At 43.7% G+C, this 19152-nt stretch carries 17 protein-coding genes; 5 read left to right on the plus strand and 12 right to left on the minus strand.

Features of this window, described 5'->3' with window-relative positions; genetic code table 11:
• Positions 1-134: 134 nt before the first annotated feature.
• From HVMH_RS07015 to HVMH_RS07025, 3 genes are all read right to left on the minus strand, one after another.
• On the minus strand, positions 135-869 hold the full coding sequence (locus tag HVMH_RS07015; RefSeq protein WP_197942619.1) for a class I SAM-dependent methyltransferase: 735 nt from the start codon (positions 867-869) through the stop codon (positions 135-137).
• A gap of 248 nt (positions 870-1117) precedes the next feature.
• Positions 1118-1327 (minus strand): DUF3820 family protein, encoded by a 210-nt coding sequence (locus HVMH_RS07020; protein WP_029909291.1) that lies wholly within the window; start codon positions 1325-1327, stop codon positions 1118-1120.
• Positions 1328-1423: 96 nt separating this feature from the next.
• Entirely contained in the window at positions 1424-1807 is a 384-nt protein-coding gene (locus HVMH_RS07025; protein ID WP_029909293.1) for a helix-turn-helix domain-containing protein, read from the minus strand.
• A 107-nt stretch (positions 1808-1914) separates the two neighbouring features.
• Between HVMH_RS07025 and HVMH_RS07030 the strand changes: the two genes are divergently transcribed.
• Positions 1915-2388 (plus strand): lecithin retinol acyltransferase family protein, encoded by a 474-nt coding sequence (locus tag HVMH_RS07030; protein ID WP_081822688.1) that lies wholly within the window; start codon positions 1915-1917, stop codon positions 2386-2388.
• A 96-nt stretch (positions 2389-2484) separates the two neighbouring features.
• Here HVMH_RS07030 and HVMH_RS07035 read toward each other — a convergent pair whose 3' ends face one another.
• From HVMH_RS07035 to HVMH_RS07065, 7 genes are all read right to left on the minus strand, one after another.
• Positions 2485-2631, minus strand: coding sequence for a hypothetical protein (locus HVMH_RS07035; RefSeq protein WP_155988737.1), 147 nt, complete (start codon positions 2629-2631; stop codon positions 2485-2487).
• Positions 2594-3756, minus strand: a protein-coding gene (locus HVMH_RS07040) for an IS3 family transposase (RefSeq protein WP_155988733.1) whose coding sequence is annotated in 2 segments (ribosomal slippage) — positions 2594-3492 and positions 3492-3756 — 1164 coding nt in all. Because the reading frame shifts where the segments join, the coding sequence is not laid out codon by codon here. The genes HVMH_RS07035 and HVMH_RS07040 overlap by 38 nt, the downstream gene beginning before the upstream one ends.
• Positions 3757-3780: 24 nt before the next feature.
• Positions 3781-4362, minus strand: a complete 582-nt coding sequence (locus tag HVMH_RS07045) for a hypothetical protein (RefSeq protein WP_029909297.1) — start codon at positions 4360-4362, stop codon at positions 3781-3783.
• A 223-nt stretch (positions 4363-4585) separates the two neighbouring features.
• Positions 4586-6367 carry a dihydrolipoyl dehydrogenase gene (gene lpdA, locus HVMH_RS07050; RefSeq protein ID WP_029909299.1) on the minus strand — a complete coding sequence of 594 codons (1782 nt, stop codon included), beginning with the start codon at positions 6365-6367 and terminating at the stop codon, positions 4586-4588.
• A gap of 13 nt (positions 6368-6380) precedes the next feature.
• Positions 6381-7700: a dihydrolipoyllysine-residue acetyltransferase gene (aceF, locus tag HVMH_RS07055; RefSeq protein ID WP_029909300.1), complete on the minus strand. Its 1320-nt coding sequence runs from the start codon at positions 7698-7700 to the stop codon at positions 6381-6383.
• A gap of 84 nt (positions 7701-7784) precedes the next feature.
• Entirely contained in the window at positions 7785-10445 is a 2661-nt protein-coding gene (aceE, locus tag HVMH_RS07060) for a pyruvate dehydrogenase (acetyl-transferring), homodimeric type (RefSeq protein WP_029909302.1), read from the minus strand.
• A 331-nt stretch (positions 10446-10776) separates the two neighbouring features.
• Positions 10777-11289, minus strand: coding sequence for an RNA pyrophosphohydrolase (locus HVMH_RS07065; protein WP_029909303.1), 513 nt, complete (start codon positions 11287-11289; stop codon positions 10777-10779).
• Between the two features lie 218 nt (positions 11290-11507).
• Here HVMH_RS07065 and HVMH_RS07070 point away from each other — a divergent pair, with 218 nt between their 5' ends.
• Positions 11508-12161, plus strand: a complete 654-nt coding sequence (locus HVMH_RS07070) for a histidinol-phosphatase (protein ID WP_029909304.1) — start codon at positions 11508-11510, stop codon at positions 12159-12161.
• Positions 12162-12306: 145 nt separating this feature from the next.
• Here HVMH_RS07070 and ffh read toward each other — a convergent pair whose 3' ends face one another.
• Positions 12307-13686, minus strand: a complete 1380-nt coding sequence (ffh, locus tag HVMH_RS07075; RefSeq protein ID WP_029909305.1) for a signal recognition particle protein — start codon at positions 13684-13686, stop codon at positions 12307-12309.
• Between the two features lie 166 nt (positions 13687-13852).
• Between ffh and HVMH_RS07080 the strand changes: the two genes are divergently transcribed.
• The 3 genes from HVMH_RS07080 to HVMH_RS07090 all read left to right on the plus strand — a co-directional run bounded on the left by HVMH_RS07080 (position 13853) and on the right by HVMH_RS07090 (position 16849).
• Entirely contained in the window at positions 13853-14650 is a 798-nt protein-coding gene (locus tag HVMH_RS07080) for a cytochrome C assembly family protein (RefSeq protein ID WP_029909306.1), read from the plus strand.
• Between the two features lie 157 nt (positions 14651-14807).
• A complete protein-coding gene (locus tag HVMH_RS07085) occupies positions 14808-16037 on the plus strand; it encodes an HlyC/CorC family transporter (protein WP_269473347.1) in 1230 nt (409 codons plus the stop codon).
• Positions 16038-16039: 2 nt separating this feature from the next.
• Positions 16040-16849, plus strand: coding sequence for an inositol monophosphatase family protein (locus HVMH_RS07090; RefSeq protein WP_029909308.1), 810 nt, complete (start codon positions 16040-16042; stop codon positions 16847-16849).
• A gap of 18 nt (positions 16850-16867) precedes the next feature.
• On the opposite strand, the gene HVMH_RS07095 is transcribed toward HVMH_RS07090, so the two are convergent.
• Positions 16868-19120: a PAS domain-containing hybrid sensor histidine kinase/response regulator gene (locus HVMH_RS07095; protein WP_051682470.1), complete on the minus strand. Its 2253-nt coding sequence runs from the start codon at positions 19118-19120 to the stop codon at positions 16868-16870.
• Positions 19121-19152: the final 32 nt, after the last annotated feature.

Below are 19152 nucleotides of genomic sequence, written 5' to 3' on the forward strand. Positions count from 1 at the left end.
TAATGCAGCGTTTAATCTGACATTAGTTTGCGGAATTAAATTCAATCATACCCTTTATAACAAATTGTTTTAACTAAACTTATCAAATCAAAATCTAATTCTGCCTGGCTTTGATTATTCTATATCCATTAGCCCTACTGACTTTGGTTTGGATTATATTTCGCTATCCACGCTGACCAAAACAGGCTAGAAAAGAATTGCTCTGCTTCAATAAATCCAGCACTGCCAAGCAAGTCTATAACGGCTTCATTTGATGCAAGTGGATCAGCCCCGTGTAGTATTTTTGCTCTCTTACTTTCGACCTCTTCCTTTGAAACACCGTTCATGCGCCATAACTCTCCCCATGCAGATAAAAAAAGAGGTTTACTCGCGTAGTCAAAACGGTTGCCAGCCAGAATAATCGGTGCGCCAGGCTTAAGCTTGCTTGCAATTTCATCAAGAATTTCTTTCTTTTTATCCTCACCTTGCAAGTGATGAATAACGCCAATCAATGTTGCTGCATCGAATTTTTTTTCGGTTCTCAAGTCCCTTACATAACCCAAGTGTAGTTCGGTACGTGCTTCTAACCCTTTACTGGCAAGAGATTCTCGAGATAGCTGCAACATGGGTTCGGAAGGATCTACAGCCGTAAATTTCCAGTTAGGTGCCAGCTTCGATGCAGCAACAATTTCTTGAGCAGTGCCGCCCGCGCCAACAACAAGAATTTGGGCTTCACTCTCAGAGTCGAGTGTTACAGATAGTAGGCAAGCGGCTAGATCGTGGCAGGCATCATAACCAGCCAGTCCAATACGACTTTGCTGTGCGTATTCACCTGCCCGATCTTGATCGAATTTACTTGCTGAATCAACTGCCTTAATCTCATTGCCCACAACGTTTCTCCCTTAACTTGTAAACCTAAAAACACATCACAGCAACAAGTCATACTGACCTGTTAATAATTTTGAACGCCAATAAATCTTACCATTTCGTGCCAAAAAGCTGCTGAAAATTTAATGCTTAGCCTTCAAATAGAAACGAGAGTTTTTCTTCACAAACAAAAAAGCCTCGCAATGCGAGGCTTAATAAATAATGGCTCTACCCCAACCTGGTAGATTTTGATTATTTTCTAATTAAAAGCTTATTTTCTTAAGGGATCAAGAAGCTGCTTTAAGCCATTGTGATCCAACTCCTGCATGAGTGCCAATAACTCTCCTAAATTACCCGATGGAAAGCCCTTACGCGCAAACCAATTAAGGTAATTGCCCGGTAAATCAGCAATAATTCGACCCTTGTATTTTCCATAAGGCATAGTGGTTGTAACGAGTTTTTTTAGGTTCTCTGGATTCATAAGTTAAAGTATAGATATAAGCGTTTAGACCTTGGAGATATACGGGTACATCTTTCAGTAGCGTTTTAGGAGAGCTGCCGCCGCCTCTACCCTCAATTATTTACTTGCAAGCCCAATAATAAGTGCTGCAAGAGCTGCACCGGCGATAAACGAACCTACTTCATTCCCCTCTGAGGACTTGGCTCTTGTTGCATTCCCTCTTGACTGCGCCTGAATAGAAACCTCTCCACTGTTTTCCAAGTTTTGCGCCATTTTTACAACTGATTGAAATAAATCTTGTACAGGAATGTCTAATGCCTGAGCACATTCAAACAACTGATCAACGGAAAACATAGATTTTCCTGACTCCAAACGGCTATAACTAGCTTGTGACAACCCCATTTCCTCAGCTAATACACTTTGTTCAATGCCAAGCTCTTTCCGTTTAGTAGCAACTACAACTCCTAGTATAGAAGAATAAGAAACTGTTTTTTTTATCATAAATTTTTACCAAAACAATTGACTGCATGACTGCATGGTCATAAAATGAATTTAAATACGTTTTACGTATACAAAATAAATTTTAAGATAAATATTACTTTAAACGCATGGAGTATATTATGCAAAATAAATTAAAACCCGGAGACTTGTTATATCGCAAGAAAGGAATAGTAGAGCATGCCGGAGTCTATCTTGGTCAAGACCGTGTGATACACAACAGTCCTAATGGAAATACCCAAATAACATCCCTCAAAGATTATTCTAATGAGAAGGAGGTAAAAGTTATTTCAAACAATTTTACTAAAGCCCAACAGGAGAACTTAATCACAGAGGCTGAAAACTACTTATCCATTGATAAAAAGTACAACTTACTGAACTTCAACTGTGAACATTTAGCATCCGCTTTCCTTGAAGAAAAACCCTCTAGCAAACAACTTCAAGGTGCAGCCCTTGGGGCAGGCACAGCGTTCGCATTGGCGCACAAAATGAAGTCAAATAATCTTTTATTACTTACAATTCTAGGCGGGGCAATTGGGTGTGCTATGGTCAATTCAATGCGAAAATATGACCACCTTGTTTAAATACAAAAAAGTCTCGCGATGCGGGGCTTAGCTCTACCCTGCCTGGTAGATTTTGATAATTTTCTACAAATCAATCGAGCCTGTTGCCATTGGATCTTAGCCACGAATACTGTTTCGGTGCAAATACGCCAGCAATGACTTCTCGCCAGTCTCACGTGCATTATAAATTTTCTCTGAAAGCTCATCATCTAGATTACTGTACTGGTCAAGCAATTTCGGACACATCACGTTTATAATTTTCATATTCAATAGGACTCATGTCACCATTGCTTGTATGAAGCCTTTCTAAGTTGTAATAACGCATATACGCTTTCACATCGTCAATCATATGCTCATGGTTAGGTTGATGTACTTTGAGCAGCCAGTCATGCTTTAAACTGCCAAAGAACCTTTCAACCACGGCATTATCCCAACACGCGCCAACATCGCCCATTGAGGCTCGGATTTTGAATTGTTTCAGCTGCGCTCTAAATGCGTCACTGGTGTATTGTGATCCACGATCACTATGGAAGATCACCCCTTTGGGCGGCTTTCTAAGCCAGTAGGCTTGCTTGAGCGACTCAAGCACGAGTTCGGTGGTCATGCGCGGGCTGATTGACCAACCGATAATCCGGCGTGAGTACAAGTCCATCACCACGCTCAGGTATAGCCAACCCTGTGCGGTTTTTAAATAGGTGATATCACCGGCCCACACTTGATTCATGCCTGTGGGGTTAAAGTCCATGTTCACAAGGTTATCTGCCACAGCGTGGCTTGGGTCCCGTTTTGTGGTGACTTTGAATGCAACACGCTGTTCAACCTTTAGGTTTAAGATTTCCATTAACTTGATGACTTTGTGGCGCCCAACCTTAAAGCCTTCTTTACGTAATCGCTTCATCAGTTCTCGTGAACCGAGACTGTTTCGACTGGCTATAAAAAGGGCTTTAGCTCGCCGATACAGTCGCAGTTGTTCTTCGGTAATAATAGCCTTGGGACGCTTGATCCAATCGTAATAGCCGGAGCGGCTAAAACTCATCACCTTACAGCTTAATTTAACCGAGTAGCCTTCTTGCGCCAACGTATGGATAAACTCAAATCCTAGTGCATTTCTCGGGCGAAGAAGGCTGAGGCCTTTTTTAAAATGTCTTTTTCCATTCGAAGCCGCTTGTTTTCAGCTCGCAGCTTTTTGAGTTCTTCACGCTCATTATCGCTTAAGGCCGCACCATTGGTTTGCGCTTCAAGCTTGTCTTTCCACTTGTAAAGCAAGTTTGGATTAACGCCTAGCGCTTGCGCCGCTTCAGCAACGCTATAACCTTGTTCAGTGACAAGCGCGACCGCTTCTTGTTTAAATTCTTTGGTGTAAGTTTTATAAACTCGCTTCTGATTCATAACCACTCCTAGATTCGACAACATCTATTGTCTCTCATTGAAGTGTCCGTTTCCATTAGACCAGTTCATACTTGAGGGGTAGAGTAATTCTTGTGCCCTCACAACTTCTTCAGATTGCTGAATATTGTTTATTGAGTCGCTTTCAATAACATCTAGATAGGAGTTAACTCGATTAACTGTTTCTGTTAATAACGCTCCAAGTGGTAAAAAATCTTGATAAATTTTCGATCCTACAAGAATACGTAAATCGAGTTTGGCTGCCTCGTATTTTGCTATTTCTTTAGAAAAAAGTTTGACTCTGGCTTTATATGCATCTATCTCTGAGATTTTCCATCTTTCTTCTCTTGTCGTATTTTGAATGTCATTTTCTGTAAAAAACCTTCTTTCATATGTCTGAACTGGTTCTCTAATTTTCTGAGCAGCTCTACAAATCAAATGACTTTCCTTGACTAGCTCTTTGGCAGCAGAATATACCTCCTTGCCCACTAAATCTCTTTTCCATGTCCTTATGCCATAAATACTAATAACTATGGTAGATAATGCAGCTAGAGCCAAAAAAAAATCCTTAATAAGGGCTAACCATTGTTGTATTTCAGAATTTGGCATTTCGTGACTTTCCTGTTAACTTGGTATTAAACAGTGCTTTAAATTTGGGGATTAGGAAGCAACTAATAAAAAACCCGCGTTTTTGAGCGCGGGTTTCAATATATCGAGTAATGGCTTTATTTGCGAGAAAAAACTTGTCAGTTCAAGACGGGAAATGTGAGCTTACAAATTGTAAGTGACCATTTCCCAACGCAGAAGTGGCGAGTTTTAGCCGCAAAGAAAGTTATTTACGCTTTTTCGGTGGCATTAGATCTGTAATCGTTCCTTCCGCCATTTCCGCTGCGAAACAGATGGTTTCGCTGAGTGTTGGATGCGGATGAATGGTTAGACCAATATCCTGCATGTCTGCACCCATTTCGATGGCAAGCATAGCTTCTGCTATCAACTCCCCAGCGTTAGGCCCGACAATACCGCAACCAAGCAATCTGTGTGTTTTCGCGCAGAACAGGGCTTTGGTCATCCCTTCATCTCTACCCAAACTTAGGCTTCGACCAGACGCTGCCCAAGGGAAAGCACCTTTTTCATAATCAATGCCTTCATCTTTAAGCTGCTGCTCTGTCTTACCTGCCCAAGCCACTTCAGGGTCAGTATAGGCAACAGATGGAATACCCATCGGTGTAAATGCGCTTGGCATACCGGCAATCACTTCTGCGGCAACCTTACCTTCATGAACGGCTTTGTGCGCCAACATAGGTTGACCAACAATATCACCGATAGCATAGATGTGGTCGACATTGGTTTTTTGACGCTCATCGACTTCAATGAAGCCCCAGTCATTCACCAAAACACCGGCTTTTTCAGCATCGATCAGTTTACCGTTAGGTGCACGACCTACGGCAACCAAGATACGGTCAAAGGTATCAGTTTCTGGGCAATCTTTCCCTTCAAAAGTAACGACCAAGCCTTTCTTAGTAGCTTCTACATTAGTGACTTTTGAGTTGAGGTAGATGTTCTCGTATTTCTTCTGAATCTTTTTCAGTAGCGGTTTAGAGATGTCTTTATCCGCACCAGGAATAATGGTGTCACCCAGTTCAACCACAGTGATGCTTGAACCCAGTGAATCATAAACCTGAGCCATTTCCAGACCAATGATACCGCCACCGATAACAAGCATTCGTTTTGGTACTTCTTCCAACTCTAGTGCATCGGTTGAGTCCATCACACGAGGATCATCATGTGGAATGAAAGGTAACTTAACAACGCGAGAACCGGCGGCGATAATGGCTTTTTCAAACGCGATGGTTTTAGTAGAGCCATCTGCCGCTTCAACAGTCACAGTGTTAGCAGAACTGAATTTACCATAGCCTTGAACGACTTCCACTTTACGCGCTTTAGCAAGGCCAGCCAAACCACCGGTTAATTTACCGATAACGCTGTCTTTGTACTCACGCATTTTGTTGGTGTCGATTTTTGGCTCGGCAAACGTAATACCGTGTGCGCCCATTTCACGTGTTTCGTTCAACACGACAGACATATGCAATAACGCTTTTGAAGGAATACACCCTACATTCAAGCACACACCACCGATATTTGCATAACGCTCGATCATGACCACTTTTTTGCCAAGGTCAGCCGCACGGAAAGCAGCAGTATAACCACCAGGGCCAGAACCTAGCACCAAAACCTCACACTGCATATCAGCAGGTGGAAGGTCAGCAGAAGAAACCGCTTTTGGTGCTTCTTGCTTAGGTGCTTCAGGCGCTTTTTCTGGCGCAGCGGAAGCGGCAACGCTTTGCTCTACGTTAGCGGCAACGGTATCGCTACTGGCGATTTCCATTTGACCGATAATCGACCCTTCGGAAACTTTATCCCCTACTGCTGCAGTGAAAGAGACAATCTTACCTGCATAAGGTGCTGGGATTTCCATGGTGGCTTTGTCGGACTCCAAGGTAACCAAAGAGTCGTCTTGAGCAACTTCTTGACCGGCTTCCACCAAAACCTCGATAACGTCAACCGAGGCGAAATCACCAATATCAGGAATTGTGATGTCTACAACTTTACTCATCTGTTACTCCCGATTAAAGAATCAACTGACGCAAGTCAGATAGGTATTGGCTAACGGTTGTGGTGAAACGTACGCCTTCGGCACCGTCGACAGCACGGTGATCGTAAGAAACGCTGAATGGCATCATCAAACGTGGCTCAAACTCTTTACCGTTCCAAACCGGTTGCATCTTGGCCTTTGACAAGCCCATAATGGCAACTTCCGGTGCATTGACGATAGGCGTGAATTGTGTACCACCGATACCACCAAGACTTGAAATAGTGAAGCAACCACCAGACATATCCGCAGGGCTCAACTTGCCGTCACGTGCTTTGACTGAAAGCTCCATCAAGTCACGAGATAGTTCGTAAATACCTTTTTTATCAACGTCTTTCACGACAGGTACCACCAAGCCGTTTGGCGTATCGACCGCGATACCGATGTTGTAGTATTTTTTCTTGATGATGGATTGACCGTCAGGCGACAAAGATGCGTTGAAAGATGGGTAATCTTGCAAAGCTTTGACAACCGCTTTCATCACGAAAACCAATGGTGTTAGTTTCACGCCCTGCTTCTCAGCAGTGGCTTTCATGTCTTTACGGAATTGATCCATCTCGGTGATGTCACACTCGTCGAATTGTGTGACGTGCGGTACGTTCAACCAGCTAGTGTGAAGGAACTTACCGGAAATTTTCTTAATACGACCCAACTCTTCTGTTTCGGTTTCACCAAATTGCGAGAAGTCGATGACCGGAACTGGAGGAATACCAGCACCACCTGTTGCACCAGCAGAAGCTGGTGCAGAGCCTTGCATAACGGATTTGATGAAAGCTTCAACATCCGTTTGAATAATGCGGCCTTTTGGCCCAGACCCGGAAACTTGTGAAAGCTCTGCACCCAGTTTTCTGGCAAACGCACGTACTGATGGCGAGGCATGGTATGCTGCGCCCATTTCTTGCGTATTGACTGGTTTGGCATTGGCAATGGCAACCGGACTTGGCTGCACAGGTGCTGGCTCTGTTTTTGGTGCAGGTGCTGGTTCGGCTACCTTTTCAGGTGCTTTCTCGGCTGGAGCAGGTTTTGACTCTGCCGCAGGAGCAGAAGCTGCTGCTTCACCGCTGACTTCGATATCCAGCACATAAGCGCCTTCAGAAACCTTGTCACCGACAGAAACGGAAACTTTAGTGACTTTACCGGAAACTGGAGATGGAATCTCCATGGTGGCTTTATCGGATTCAAGTGTTAATAAAGAATCATCAACCGCAACGACATCGCCTTCTGAAACTAAAACTTCAATGACATCGACCGAATCGAAATCGCCGATATCAGGAATTTTGATTTGTTCAACTGACATACTTTGTGTCCTTTTTGTTCATGCTATCACTATTGGGAGCCGTATTGATTGCATAAATACGACTCCTAGCGCATCCCTAACGCATTAAGCGTGTGTTGGGAAAACCTTGTCTGCATCCAAGCCATATTTCTTAATGGCGTCTGCAACGATTTCAGGTTTGATACTGCCTGCGTCGGCAAGTGCTTTTAGAGCTTCTACCACAACGTAGTGGCGGTCTACCTCAAAGAACTTACGCAGTTGTTCACGCGTGTCAGAACGTCCGAAGCCATCTGTACCAAGGACATAGTAGTCACCTGGAACATATTGGCGGATACGCTCTGGATAGTCACGAATGTAGTCGGTAGCGACTACAAAAGGACCTTTAGCATCCTTAAGCACTTCTGTGACATAAGGAACTTTAGGTTTGTCGGTTGGGTGCAAAGTATTCCAACGAGTCGTTTCGATACCGTCACGACGTAGTAGATTGAAGCTTGGTACACCCCAGATGTCTGCTGCTACTTTCCAGTCTGCTTCTAGCATCTCTGCTGCTGCGATGACTTCACGGAAAATCGTACCAGACCCCATTAGTTGAACTTTCAACTTATGTTTGGCTGTTGATTTCTTGAATGGGTAAATCCCTTTCAAGATACCTTCTTCTGCACCCTCTGGCATCGCCGGATGGATGTAGTTTTCGTTCATACCGGTAATGTAGTAGTAAACGTCTTCTTTGTTGTGCATCATGCGACGGATACCGTCACGGATGATGACCGCCATTTCATAAGCGAAAGTCGGATCGTAAGTCAAACAGTTCGGTACGTGGTCGAATTGGATCAAGTTATGACCGTCTTGGTGCTGTAGGCCTTCCCCTTCAAGGGTTGTACGACCAGCAGTACCACCGATCAAGAAACCTCTTGCACGAGAGTCACCTGCCGCCCAAGCCAAGTCACCAATACGTTGGAAACCGAACATTGAGTAGTAGATGTAGAAAGGAATCATGCTCACGCCGTAGTTGGCATAAGCAGTTGCCGCAGCAACCCAGTTCGCCATGGAACCCGCTTCGTTAATACCTTCTTCGAATACTTGACCGTTAGCAGACTCTTTGTACCACATCAATTGGTCTGAATCCATTGGCTGATAAAGCTGACCAGCAGGATCGTAGATACCAACTTGACGGAACAACCCTTCCATACCGAAAGTACGTGCTTCATCAGGAATGATCGGTACAACACGAGGCCCTAATGTCTTATCACGCAACAGGATAGAGATGATACGAACGAATGCCATGGTAGTAGACATTTCACGATCACCCGTACCGTCGGTCAACATTTTGAATGCATCCATATCTGGAACCGGTAAAGGCTCTGCGTCGTCATGACGTGCTGGCAGGCTTCCACCTAGTGCTTCACGACGCTCTTTCATATAGCGCATGATGTCTGAGTTTTCTTCTGGACGGTAGAAAGGAATGTCTTTATCTAATGCTTCGTTAGAAATCGGTACAGAGAAACGGTCACGGAAGTATTTCAAACCGTCGATATCCAGTTTCTTCTGTTGGTGAGCCGTGTTTGCCGCTTCACCGTATTGCCCCATACCGTAACCTTTGATGGTTTTGGCTAGGATAACAGTTGGCTGACCTTTAGCTTCTGACGCACGCTTATAAGCGTTGTAAATCTTACGAGGTGAGTGACCACCGCGGCTTAGTTTGAAGATTTCATCATCAGTCATGTCTTCAACCAAAGCACGTGTCTCTGGGTATTTACCGAAGAAGTGTTCACGAACGAAAGCACCGTCTTTTGCTTTGTAGGCTTGGTACTCACCGTCAACAACTTCACCCATACGCTCGATTAGCTTACCACTGGTGTCTTTTTGTAATAGACGATCCCAACCTGAACCCCAGATGACTTTGATAACGCTCCAACCAGCACCACGGAAGACACCTTCTAGTTCTTGGATGATTTTGTCATTACCACGAACAGGGCCGTCTAGACGTTGTAGGTTACAGTTGATAACGAAAATTAGGTTATCCAATTTCTCACGCTTAGCCAACTGAATCGCACCACGTGATTCTGGTTCGTCCATCTCACCATCACCTAGGTAAGCCCAGACTTTACGACCTTCAGTTTTAGCCAAACCGCGTGCATGCATGTATTTCATGAAACGTGCTTGGTAGATAGCCATCAAAGGCCCTAGACCCATCGATACGGTTGGGAACTGCCAGAAGTCAGACATCAACCATGGATGAGGATAAGAAGAAAGACCGTTACCATCTACTTCTTGACGGAATTTGTGCAATTGGTCTTCGTTTAGGCGGCCTTCCATAAAGGCACGTGAATACATTCCTGGTGCGGTATGACCTTGGAAAAAGACCATGTCTGCACCCAACTCATGCTTTGGACCTTTGAAGAAGTGGTTCATTCCCACTTCATAAAGCGTACAACTTGAGGCATAGGAAGCGATATGTCCACCCACACTGGTATATTTGTTTGCTCTTGCCACCATCGCCATCGCATTCCAACGCAAAAGCGCTCTCATGCGTTTTTCAAGACTTAAGTCACCTGGATAGTTTTCTTGCTCTTCAGGGGCGATAGTATTGATATATGGGGTGTTTGCAGAATAAGGAATATCAATTCCGTGGACGCGTGCTTTTTCAATCAAGCTCGCGATAAGGTGTTGAGCCTTTTCAGAACCTTCAAACTCAACAACTGCTTCTAATGCATCGATCCACTCTTGTGTTTCTTGTGGATCTTGGTCGATGAACATCTCGCTCATATTTTATTAACCTCATTGGTTGGTATTGGTTTACCAGCTCACCATCCAACAGGGTAAGTCGGATGGTCACTCGGCCTGTGTAGTTCATACACAGAACCGTCCAAAAAAACACCTTATTTTTCTGCTACTTAGTACTCATAAGGCGTCGGAATTTCTGATAAAAGGACACAGAAATCCCTATCTAATTATTAAAACAGTTGGCAATAATAACACTTTTTACATGGGGGCGCTATTGATGAAAGCCCCATAGAGTAGTTGCTGCGGTGATACAGGGAAAAGTTTTTAATAAAGAGAATGGGTTAGCGATGTTAAAAGAATCTTGGGAAAAAGATTAACTATCTGATTCCACAGGATTCTTTTCGTTCAGCCAGAACTTTTGCAGGTGCTCTTCAAGTTCAGTTAAGGCTTGATGATAAACACCTTGTTTGAAATCGACCACGTTTTGCACTGGAAGCCAATATTCGACCCACTGCCACCCCTCGAATTCAGGTGTTTCATGACAATCTAGGTTAATCTTCGCTTCATCACCGACCATACCGAGCAAAAACCAGATTTGTTTTTGTCCGATACAAACAGGGTGACTGTAGTGACGAATGAGATGCTTGGGAAGATCATAAGAAATCCAATCTTTAGTTCGCCCCAATATACGTACATCGGAAGGGTCAAGACCGACCTCTTCTTTCAGCTCACGAAAAACAGCTTGTTGCGGCGTTTCGTGCACTCGAACACCACCCTGAGGAAATTGCCACGCATCCTGATTGACACGTTTTCCCCAGAATAGCTTACCTTCCTTGTTTACGATAATGATGCCGACATTCTGTCGATAACCATCTGCATCAATCACTTTTAACCTTAAAAAAACTTAAATTTAATACTGATATTATGGCAGTAAAAGGCGGCAAGTTACAAATTTTTGCATTAAATATGCGTAAGGTTCCCCAAGCCATACTCCACCTTTGTTTTGGTATTCGCTGAATTCTCTATTGAGAACCTGCAATAACCCTGTGTTTTCGTTACAATAGGCGGCTATTTTAACAACTAACTGTAAGATGACTTTCCGCTATGGCTCTAGCAATTTTCGATTTGGACAATACCCTGATTAGTGGTGACAGTGATTACCTTTGGGGCAAGTTTTTGATTAAGCAAGGTTTGGTTGATGCCGAAAACTTTGAACAACAAAACGAGCAATTTTATGAAGACTATAAAAAAGGCTCTTTGGATATCATGGCGTATCAACGTTTTTCACTTGCACCGATTGCTAACCGCCCCATGGAAGAGTTGGATGCATGGCATAGACAGTTTATGGAAGACTTTATCCAGCCAATTTATCTGGAAAAGGCACAAGCTTTGGTGAACAGCCACCGTGACAAAGGCGATACCCTACTGGTGATTACCGCCACCAATAGCTTTGTCACACGCCCTATCGCCAAGCTTTACGGTATCGAGAACCTTTTGGGCACCGACCCTGAAGTCAAAGACGGCGTATTCACGGGTGAAGTGGATGGTATTCCGACTTTCCAACATGGTAAGGTCGAGCGCCTAAATATGTGGCTAAAAGAAACCGGTGAGAATTTAGAAAACAGCCATTTCTATTCAGACTCTCACAATGACATTCCATTATTGGAAGAGGTGTCCTTTCCAATTGTTGTGGATGCCGACGAGCAACTACTGGCACACGCACAGAAGAAAGATTGGCCGATTATCAGTTTGCGTTAAGCCACAACGCAAGCTGAGCCAAAGATACCCTACCCCCTACCCCAACCTGGCAGATTTTCACTAATGTTGAATTGAATATTGGGTTAAACGCTAGGCATAAAAAAACCGGAATATATTCCGGTTTTTTTTGTATCTACAACAAGACTTATCGCATACCTGGCGGCAACATGCCTCCGCCCATGCCAGGCATCTTGCCTGCCATGCCGCGCATCATGTTTTTCATGCCGCCTTTGGAGACTTTTTTCATCATCTTCTGCATTTGAGTAAACTGTTTCATCAACTTGTTAATGTCTTGCACAGTCGTCCCAGAACCTGCGGCAATACGCTTTTTACGTGACCCTTTGATAATCAATGGGTGCGCTCTTTCCTGAGGTGTCATAGAGTAGATAATCGCTTCGAGGCGTTTGAAATCTTTTTCCATGGCACCTTGGTTGATTTGATCTTTCATCTGCGCCATTCCAGGCAGTTTACCCATCAAACCACCAAGACCGCCCATATTGTTGATCTGTTGCAGTTGCTGCAAGAAGTCTTCCAAATCGAATTGACCGGTTTTTTGAACCTTTTTGGCAAACTTCTCGGCTTTTTCTTTATCAATCTTAGTTTCGACTTCTTCAATCAAACTCAGGACGTCACCCATTCCAAGGATTCGTCCAGCCATACGGTCAGGATGGAAAGGCTCCAATGCATCGGTTTTCTCACCCATCCCAACGAACTTGATTGGCTTACCGGTAATCTCACGAATCGACAATGCCGCACCACCACGCGCATCACCGTCTGCCTTGGTCAATACAACCCCTGTCAGCGGCAAAGCGTCGTTAAAGGCTTTAGCGGTATTAGCAGCATCTTGCCCCGTCATGGAATCGACAACAAATAAGGTTTCAACCGGTTTGATGGCTTTATGCAGGCGCTGGATTTCCGCCATCATCTCTTCATCGACATGCAAGCGACCCGCGGTATCCAGAATCAATACATCAGCAAATTTTCTACGTGCTTCGGCATGGGCGTTCTTTGCAATCTCAACCGGGTCTTGATCCGCTGTCGATGGGAAGAACATCGCACCTACTTGCTCGGCAACCGTTTCCAACTGTTTGATCGCCGCAGGGCGATAAACGTCGGCAGACACCACCATGACTTTTTTCTTCTCGCGCTCTTGCAACCATTTGGCAAGTTTTGCGACGGTGGTGGTTTTACCTGCACCTTGCAAACCCGCCATCATAATGACGGCTGGCGGTTCAACATTAAAGCTTAAAGGTTCAGCTTCGCCACCCATGACCTCAGTCAATTGGTCGCGAACGATCTTGATGAATGCTTGCCCGGGATTCAGGCTTTTGCTGACTTCTTGACCTATGGCTCGAGCTTGCACTTGGTCAATAAAAGATTTCACTACCGGTAAAGCGACATCAGCTTCCAACAGTGCTTTTCGTACATCACGAATGGCGTCTTTGATGTTGGCTTCCGTTAGCTTCCCTTGACCGGTGATGTTCTTAAACGTCTGGGCTAAGCGGTCTGATAGATTGTCAAACATACTGTCTTCCGAATAATTAGGTTGATCTCAAAATACATGGCGATGACGCATTTTTTTGTCAATTCATTTTAATTTTCGCTATTATACGGGTTTACGACTTAAATATCTAAGAAGACAGCGACAGCCTGTCAAAGAAGAAAGAGAAAAGGGATCAAGGACTCATTGCATGTATACCGCTACGATTTTGTTAGCCACACTTTCCAGTCTGCTATATTTCTACACCACTTACATGCTTTGGAGACGTTTTGACACTGATACCGCGGTCGCCCAATGGCCACGTTCAAAATTCTTGACCTTAATTGTCTTTGCTGCTGTTTTCCAGTTCTTGTCGTTTGCGGGCAGCCTGTATTCCAACGGTATGATTCTGTTCAGCTTCGGCACCTCTCTTTCATTGATCAGCTGGCTGGCGGTTCTCTCGCTATTGGCAACCAACCTGAACAACACTACTGAGAACTTGGGGATTTTCATCTTCCCGATTGCAGGCATTACCAGTCTCATGCCTTTTATGTCTTCAGAAGTCCACCCTCTACCTACCGAGTTGGGAAGCCATGTTTTGATTTCCGTCAGTGCATACAGCATCATGGGGCTTGCTACCGCTCAGGCAATCCTTTACTCAGCGCAGGAAAAACGTTTCCGCAAAAAAGAATTAAGCACTCTTTTCAGAAACCTACCACCACTACAAGTGATGGAAAAGATTCTGGTTCAATTGGTGATGATCGGTTTTGTACTTTTGAGCTTCTCACTATTGAGCGGCGCTTTCTTTATGGAAGATATGTTCGCGCAACATCTCATCCATAAAACCTTTTTCGCAATCCTTGCCTGGCTGACTTATGGCGTGTTCTTGATTGGACATTTCCGCTTCGGCTGGCGAGGTCAAAAAGCAGCCTACTATACAATCTGGGCTTATTTTCTGTTGATTCTGAGTTACATCGGAACTGAAGTTGTCTTGCTTAATTTAAACTAAGTATTTGATTATCACAGAATAAAATCCATTTAATTCCCCAAACTTTTTGAAAAGTTCTTGATGCGGTGAGTTGGTAGCCGATATAATTCCAGTTCGACTAACTCCGTTATTATGAAAATTGAACAGTCTCCCCTTATCCGTACTCTTTAGCATCTTATTGCTTCTGATTATTCTATCCGCACTATTTTCCAGCTCTGAAACCAGTATGATGGCGATTAACCGCTATCGCCTGAAACACAAAGTTAAAGAAGGCCACAAAGGCGCAATCAAAGTTGACCGACTATTGGAAAAACCTGATCGCTTGCTTGGCGTTATCTTGCTTGGAAATAATTTCGTTAATATTTTTGCGTCATCCATCGCGACCATTATCTTCATGCAATTACTGGGTGAAGCTGGTATCGCACTAGCTGCAGGTATCTTGACACTGGTTATCTTGGTTTTTTCTGAAGTGGCGCCAAAAACACTTGCTGCACTTTATCCTGAAAAAATCGCTTACCCGGCTGCCTACCTTCTTGAGCCGCTGCTCAAGGTGCTTTCACCATTAGTCTGGATGGTCAACTTTCTGGCAAACGGTTTTCTGCGACTGTTTGGTGTAAAAGTCAAAGAAGATGCAACCGATCAACATGCATTGAGCCAGGAAGAACTTCAAACACTCATCAACGAAGCGACGGGAAAGCTACCGGTTGAATACCGTAATATGCTGAACGGCATCATGCAGCTTGAAAACATCACCGTTGAAGACGTTATGATTCCAAAACAGGATATCTACGGTATTGATGTCAATGAATCCATCGAAGACATCACCAAGCGTATTGTCAAATCACCCTACACGCGCATTCCTGTATACCGTGACAATATCGATGAAGAGTTGATTGGTGTCGTCAATATCAAAAAACTGCTGCCGATTATCGCCAAAAATGACATTACCCTAAAGGATTTGGTGAAAACCGCTCGTCCTGGTTACTTCATTCCTGAAACAACGACGCTTAACATACAGTTAGCAAACTTCAATGAGAACAAACGCCAGATGGCTCTGATTGTTGACGAGTATGGCAATTTACAAGGCTTGTTGACCATGGAAGACTTACTGGAAGAAATCGTCGGTAAACTCAGTACAGACAAACGCACCAAAAGTGAATTGAATGCCGAAGTTAATGATGATGGCTCTATCACATTCGACGCCTCGGAGTTTATTCGTGACATCAACAAAGCCTACCACTTCGAGCTGCCGACTGGCGGTCCAAAAACACTTAATGGCCTGATTCAAGAAGAGCTTGAAACACTGCCTGGCGTGGGCACTTGTCTAAAAATCGATAGCTACTGCCTGGAAGTGGTGGAGACCTCGAAACACACGATTGAAAAAGTCAAAATACATTTACTGGATTAAACATGTCTAACTACCCCTTTTCTGATGCTTCCCAGTGGGAAAAGCTTAAAACCGGCATTATTGATTTAGCCAAACAAGAAATCCTACCTCGCTTTGAAAAGATCAGCGCTGAAGTCAAAAAAGACGGTTCTCTACTCACAGAAGCCGACCTTGAAATGCAGAAAAAAACCAAAAGTTTTCTGCATGACAACTGGCCTGTATTTTCTTTTTTAGGGGAAGAGTCAACGCGTGAAGAACAGGTAAAAGCACTTCAATCTGATATTGGGTGCTGGATTCTCGATCCAGTGGATGGTACCAGCAACTTTGCAAGTGGCATTCCAGTATTCACCGTTTCCCTTGCGTTAGTTGTGCAAGGGAAAACTGTCATGGGCTTGGTGTATGACCCAAGCCGAGATGAAATGTTTGCCGCTAGATTGGGCATGGGTTCGGAGCTTAATGGCAAACGTTTTAGTGCAGATACGCCAAAAGAGAAAATGAAGCAATGCATTGGTTTGATTGACTTCAAACGCTTACCTGCCGAACTCTCCATCAAGATCATTCAAGATAACCCCTATGCTTCACAACGTAGCATCGGTTCGGTTGCATTAGACTGGTGCTGGGTTGCTTACGGTCGCGGACAGCTTTATTGCCATGGTGCGCAAAACATTTGGGATTACGCGGCGGGCTACTTAATTCTGAATGAAGCGGGTGGAAAAAGCAGTACGTTGACAGGCGAAGATGTTTTCGTAACAGAAGTGGTGAAGCGCTCCGCTGTTGCTGCAACTACACCTGCACTCTTTAGCGAATGGCAAACGTACTTACTTGAAAATTAGGGCGTCCAACTAGCTACACTAACCCCAGGTATCCAATACTCGTCCTAGGTCGGATAAATTGATTGGCTTGGTTAGAAAGTCATTCATTCCGACTTCAAAGACTTCTTTTTGAGCGGATTCAAAAGCATTGGCCGTCAATGCAATAATAGGAATGGTGGAAACATCACTATCCAAAGCACGAATCTCTTTGGCAGCTTCAATCCCATCCATCTCCGGCATGTTCAAATCCATTAGCACCAAATCAAACTTCTGACCCGCTTTTAAAGCATCCACGGCTTCTAGACCATTGGCAGCAATAACGGATTGGTGCCCTAACTTTTTCAAGATCGCTTGAATCAACATTTGATTTGTCTGATTATCTTCTGCGACCAAAATCGATAGATGCTTCGATTTTTTCTGATCTTCTTGGGAGGCTTGATCCCCTAAAGCATTTTGATCAGCTGCTTCAGTATCAATCTTAAGGGGAATTTCAAACCAGAAAGTTGTTCCTTTTTCTATCTTACTGTTGACACCTATAGAACCTTCCATCAAGTCCACGATTTTCTGACAAATCAGCAAGCCCAATCCAGTTCCACCATATTTTCTGTTAATGGAACTTTCCGCCTGTACATACTCGTTAAAAAGCTTCTGCTTTTGCTCGGGCGTGATTCCGATGCCTGTATCAGTCACCTCAAAGCGCACAAACATTGGGTTGTTTCGAGTGGACTTTGATATCTTAAGTGTAATACCACCTTTTTCAGTAAACTTTGAGGCGTTATTAATGAGATTCAGCAATATCTGGCGTAACCTAGCGGCGTCACCTTTACGATTAATCGGTAAAGCTGGATCAATCTGTAAATCAAGATACAAACCTTTCTCTTGCACCATGTGCTGATTCATTTTGGTGACAATTTCGACTAGCTGAGTCAAATCAAATGGAATCTCTTCCAACTCAAGTTTCTGAGCTTCCATCTTACTCAAATCAAGAACGTCATTAATAAGGTTCAACAAGTGAACGCCGGAGTGGTGAATCATTTCAATTTGAGAGCGGTACTCTTCATCAAATTCGTTCATCATCAACAGTTGCGCTCCACCAATTACAGAATTCAGTGGTGTACGAATTTCATGACTCATGATAGATAAGAAGTCCGCCTTAGCTTTCAGCGCTTGCTCTGCAACATCCTTGGCATCAATCAGCTTGGACTCGGTATCCTTTTGATGGGTGATATCAACCAAAAAGCCTAAAATCCAAGTTTGCTGATAATCATCCACCTTAATGTTGATTGGGCCTTTACCTCTCAAGAACCATTTACAATTCTCTTCATCCCCAACCTGGCAGATTTTTTCTTCATTAATGATGATTTTGCGAGATCGACTAGTATCAACATCTTCTTCATGCTGTTGCCTGGCTTGCTGAGGGGGCAAAAACTCAAAGTCCGTTTTACCGATAATTTTGTTACGACTATAACCCAGTTCAATCTCAGCTTGATGGCTGAAGAAGCGATAACACCCATTTTCATCTTTAACGTAGATGCTGATCGGAAGACTGTCGAGGATTTGTACGATTAATTGCTCTCTTGTCTTCAGTGTCTGTTCGATCGCTTTCTTCTCGCTAATGTTGTGCAATGTCGCAATCAGATGGGTAAGCTCATCATCATCCTTGTCCGAGACAGCCTTTGCTGTCATCGCCAACCAAATGAACTCTCCAAAAATGTTCTTGAATCGAAACTCAATGTCAAATGCCCATGAAACCTCAAAGTGCGACTGAATCGTATCTAAAACACGTTTTTGGTCTGATGGATGGATCCGATCAATAAACTGATCAAAATCATGACCTAATGACGAGTAGTCAATAGTACAGATTTCATAAAAATTCTGTGTATAGTGGATATGCTTTGTTTTTAAATCTAGCTCTAGTCCACAAGTTTTGGAGGTATCCAACATCATTTCATGAATGGATTTATGTGAACGTTTTATATCTGACTCACGAATATTTCCGAAGAAAAATTGCACCAGCAAACCTTCTCCCATCTCCGTAACAAAAAAACGGCAAGGCTGTACATTTTCTTTTAAATGATGGGTGAACGAAGTGGGCGCAGAATGCGAGAAAGCTTGGATAATCTGAAGTTTAAGATCGACATCTTCATTCAGATCGTAATCATCCCATAAAGCATCCGCCGCTTTATTTTGCCAGGCGATAAATAAATTGATATCGTCGTCTTTTTCAACATAGGCAGCGGCGATTGGTAAATCGCTGAAGTCGATCAACATTTGATTTAAAGCATTTGCCATGGGAATTTTTTCTTATCTTTTAGTTTATTCTA

It is taken from the genome of Hydrogenovibrio marinus (assembly GCF_013340845.1).
In the GTDB taxonomy this organism is placed as follows: domain Bacteria; phylum Pseudomonadota; class Gammaproteobacteria; order Thiomicrospirales; family Thiomicrospiraceae; genus Hydrogenovibrio; species Hydrogenovibrio marinus.

Excerpts from the sequence above, each read along its gene's own strand:
- HVMH_RS07020 (WP_029909291.1), bottom strand. The coding sequence starts at position 1,327 with ATGAATCCAGAGAACCTAAAAAAACTCGTTACAACCACTATGCCTTAT.
- HVMH_RS07025 (WP_029909293.1), bottom strand. The coding sequence starts at position 1,807 with ATGATAAAAAAAACAGTTTCTTATTCTTCTATACTAGGAGTTGTAGTT.
- HVMH_RS07030 (WP_081822688.1), top strand. The coding sequence starts at position 1,915 with ATGGAGTATATTATGCAAAATAAATTAAAACCCGGAGACTTGTTATAT.
- HVMH_RS07035 (WP_155988737.1), bottom strand. The coding sequence starts at position 2,631 with ATGAAAATTATAAACGTGATGTGTCCGAAATTGCTTGACCAGTACAGT.
- HVMH_RS07045 (WP_029909297.1), bottom strand. The coding sequence starts at position 4,362 with ATGCCAAATTCTGAAATACAACAATGGTTAGCCCTTATTAAGGATTTT.
- lpdA (WP_029909299.1), bottom strand. The coding sequence starts at position 6,367 with ATGAGTAAAGTTGTAGACATCACAATTCCTGATATTGGTGATTTCGCC.
- aceF (WP_029909300.1), bottom strand. The coding sequence starts at position 7,700 with ATGTCAGTTGAACAAATCAAAATTCCTGATATCGGCGATTTCGATTCG.
- aceE (WP_029909302.1), bottom strand. The coding sequence starts at position 10,445 with ATGAGCGAGATGTTCATCGACCAAGATCCACAAGAAACACAAGAGTGG.
- HVMH_RS07070 (WP_029909304.1), top strand. The coding sequence starts at position 11,508 with ATGGCTCTAGCAATTTTCGATTTGGACAATACCCTGATTAGTGGTGAC.
- ffh (WP_029909305.1), bottom strand. The coding sequence starts at position 13,686 with ATGTTTGACAATCTATCAGACCGCTTAGCCCAGACGTTTAAGAACATC.
- HVMH_RS07080 (WP_029909306.1), top strand. The coding sequence starts at position 13,853 with ATGTATACCGCTACGATTTTGTTAGCCACACTTTCCAGTCTGCTATAT.
- HVMH_RS07090 (WP_029909308.1), top strand. The coding sequence starts at position 16,040 with ATGTCTAACTACCCCTTTTCTGATGCTTCCCAGTGGGAAAAGCTTAAA.
- HVMH_RS07095 (WP_051682470.1), bottom strand. The coding sequence starts at position 19,120 with ATGGCAAATGCTTTAAATCAAATGTTGATCGACTTCAGCGATTTACCA.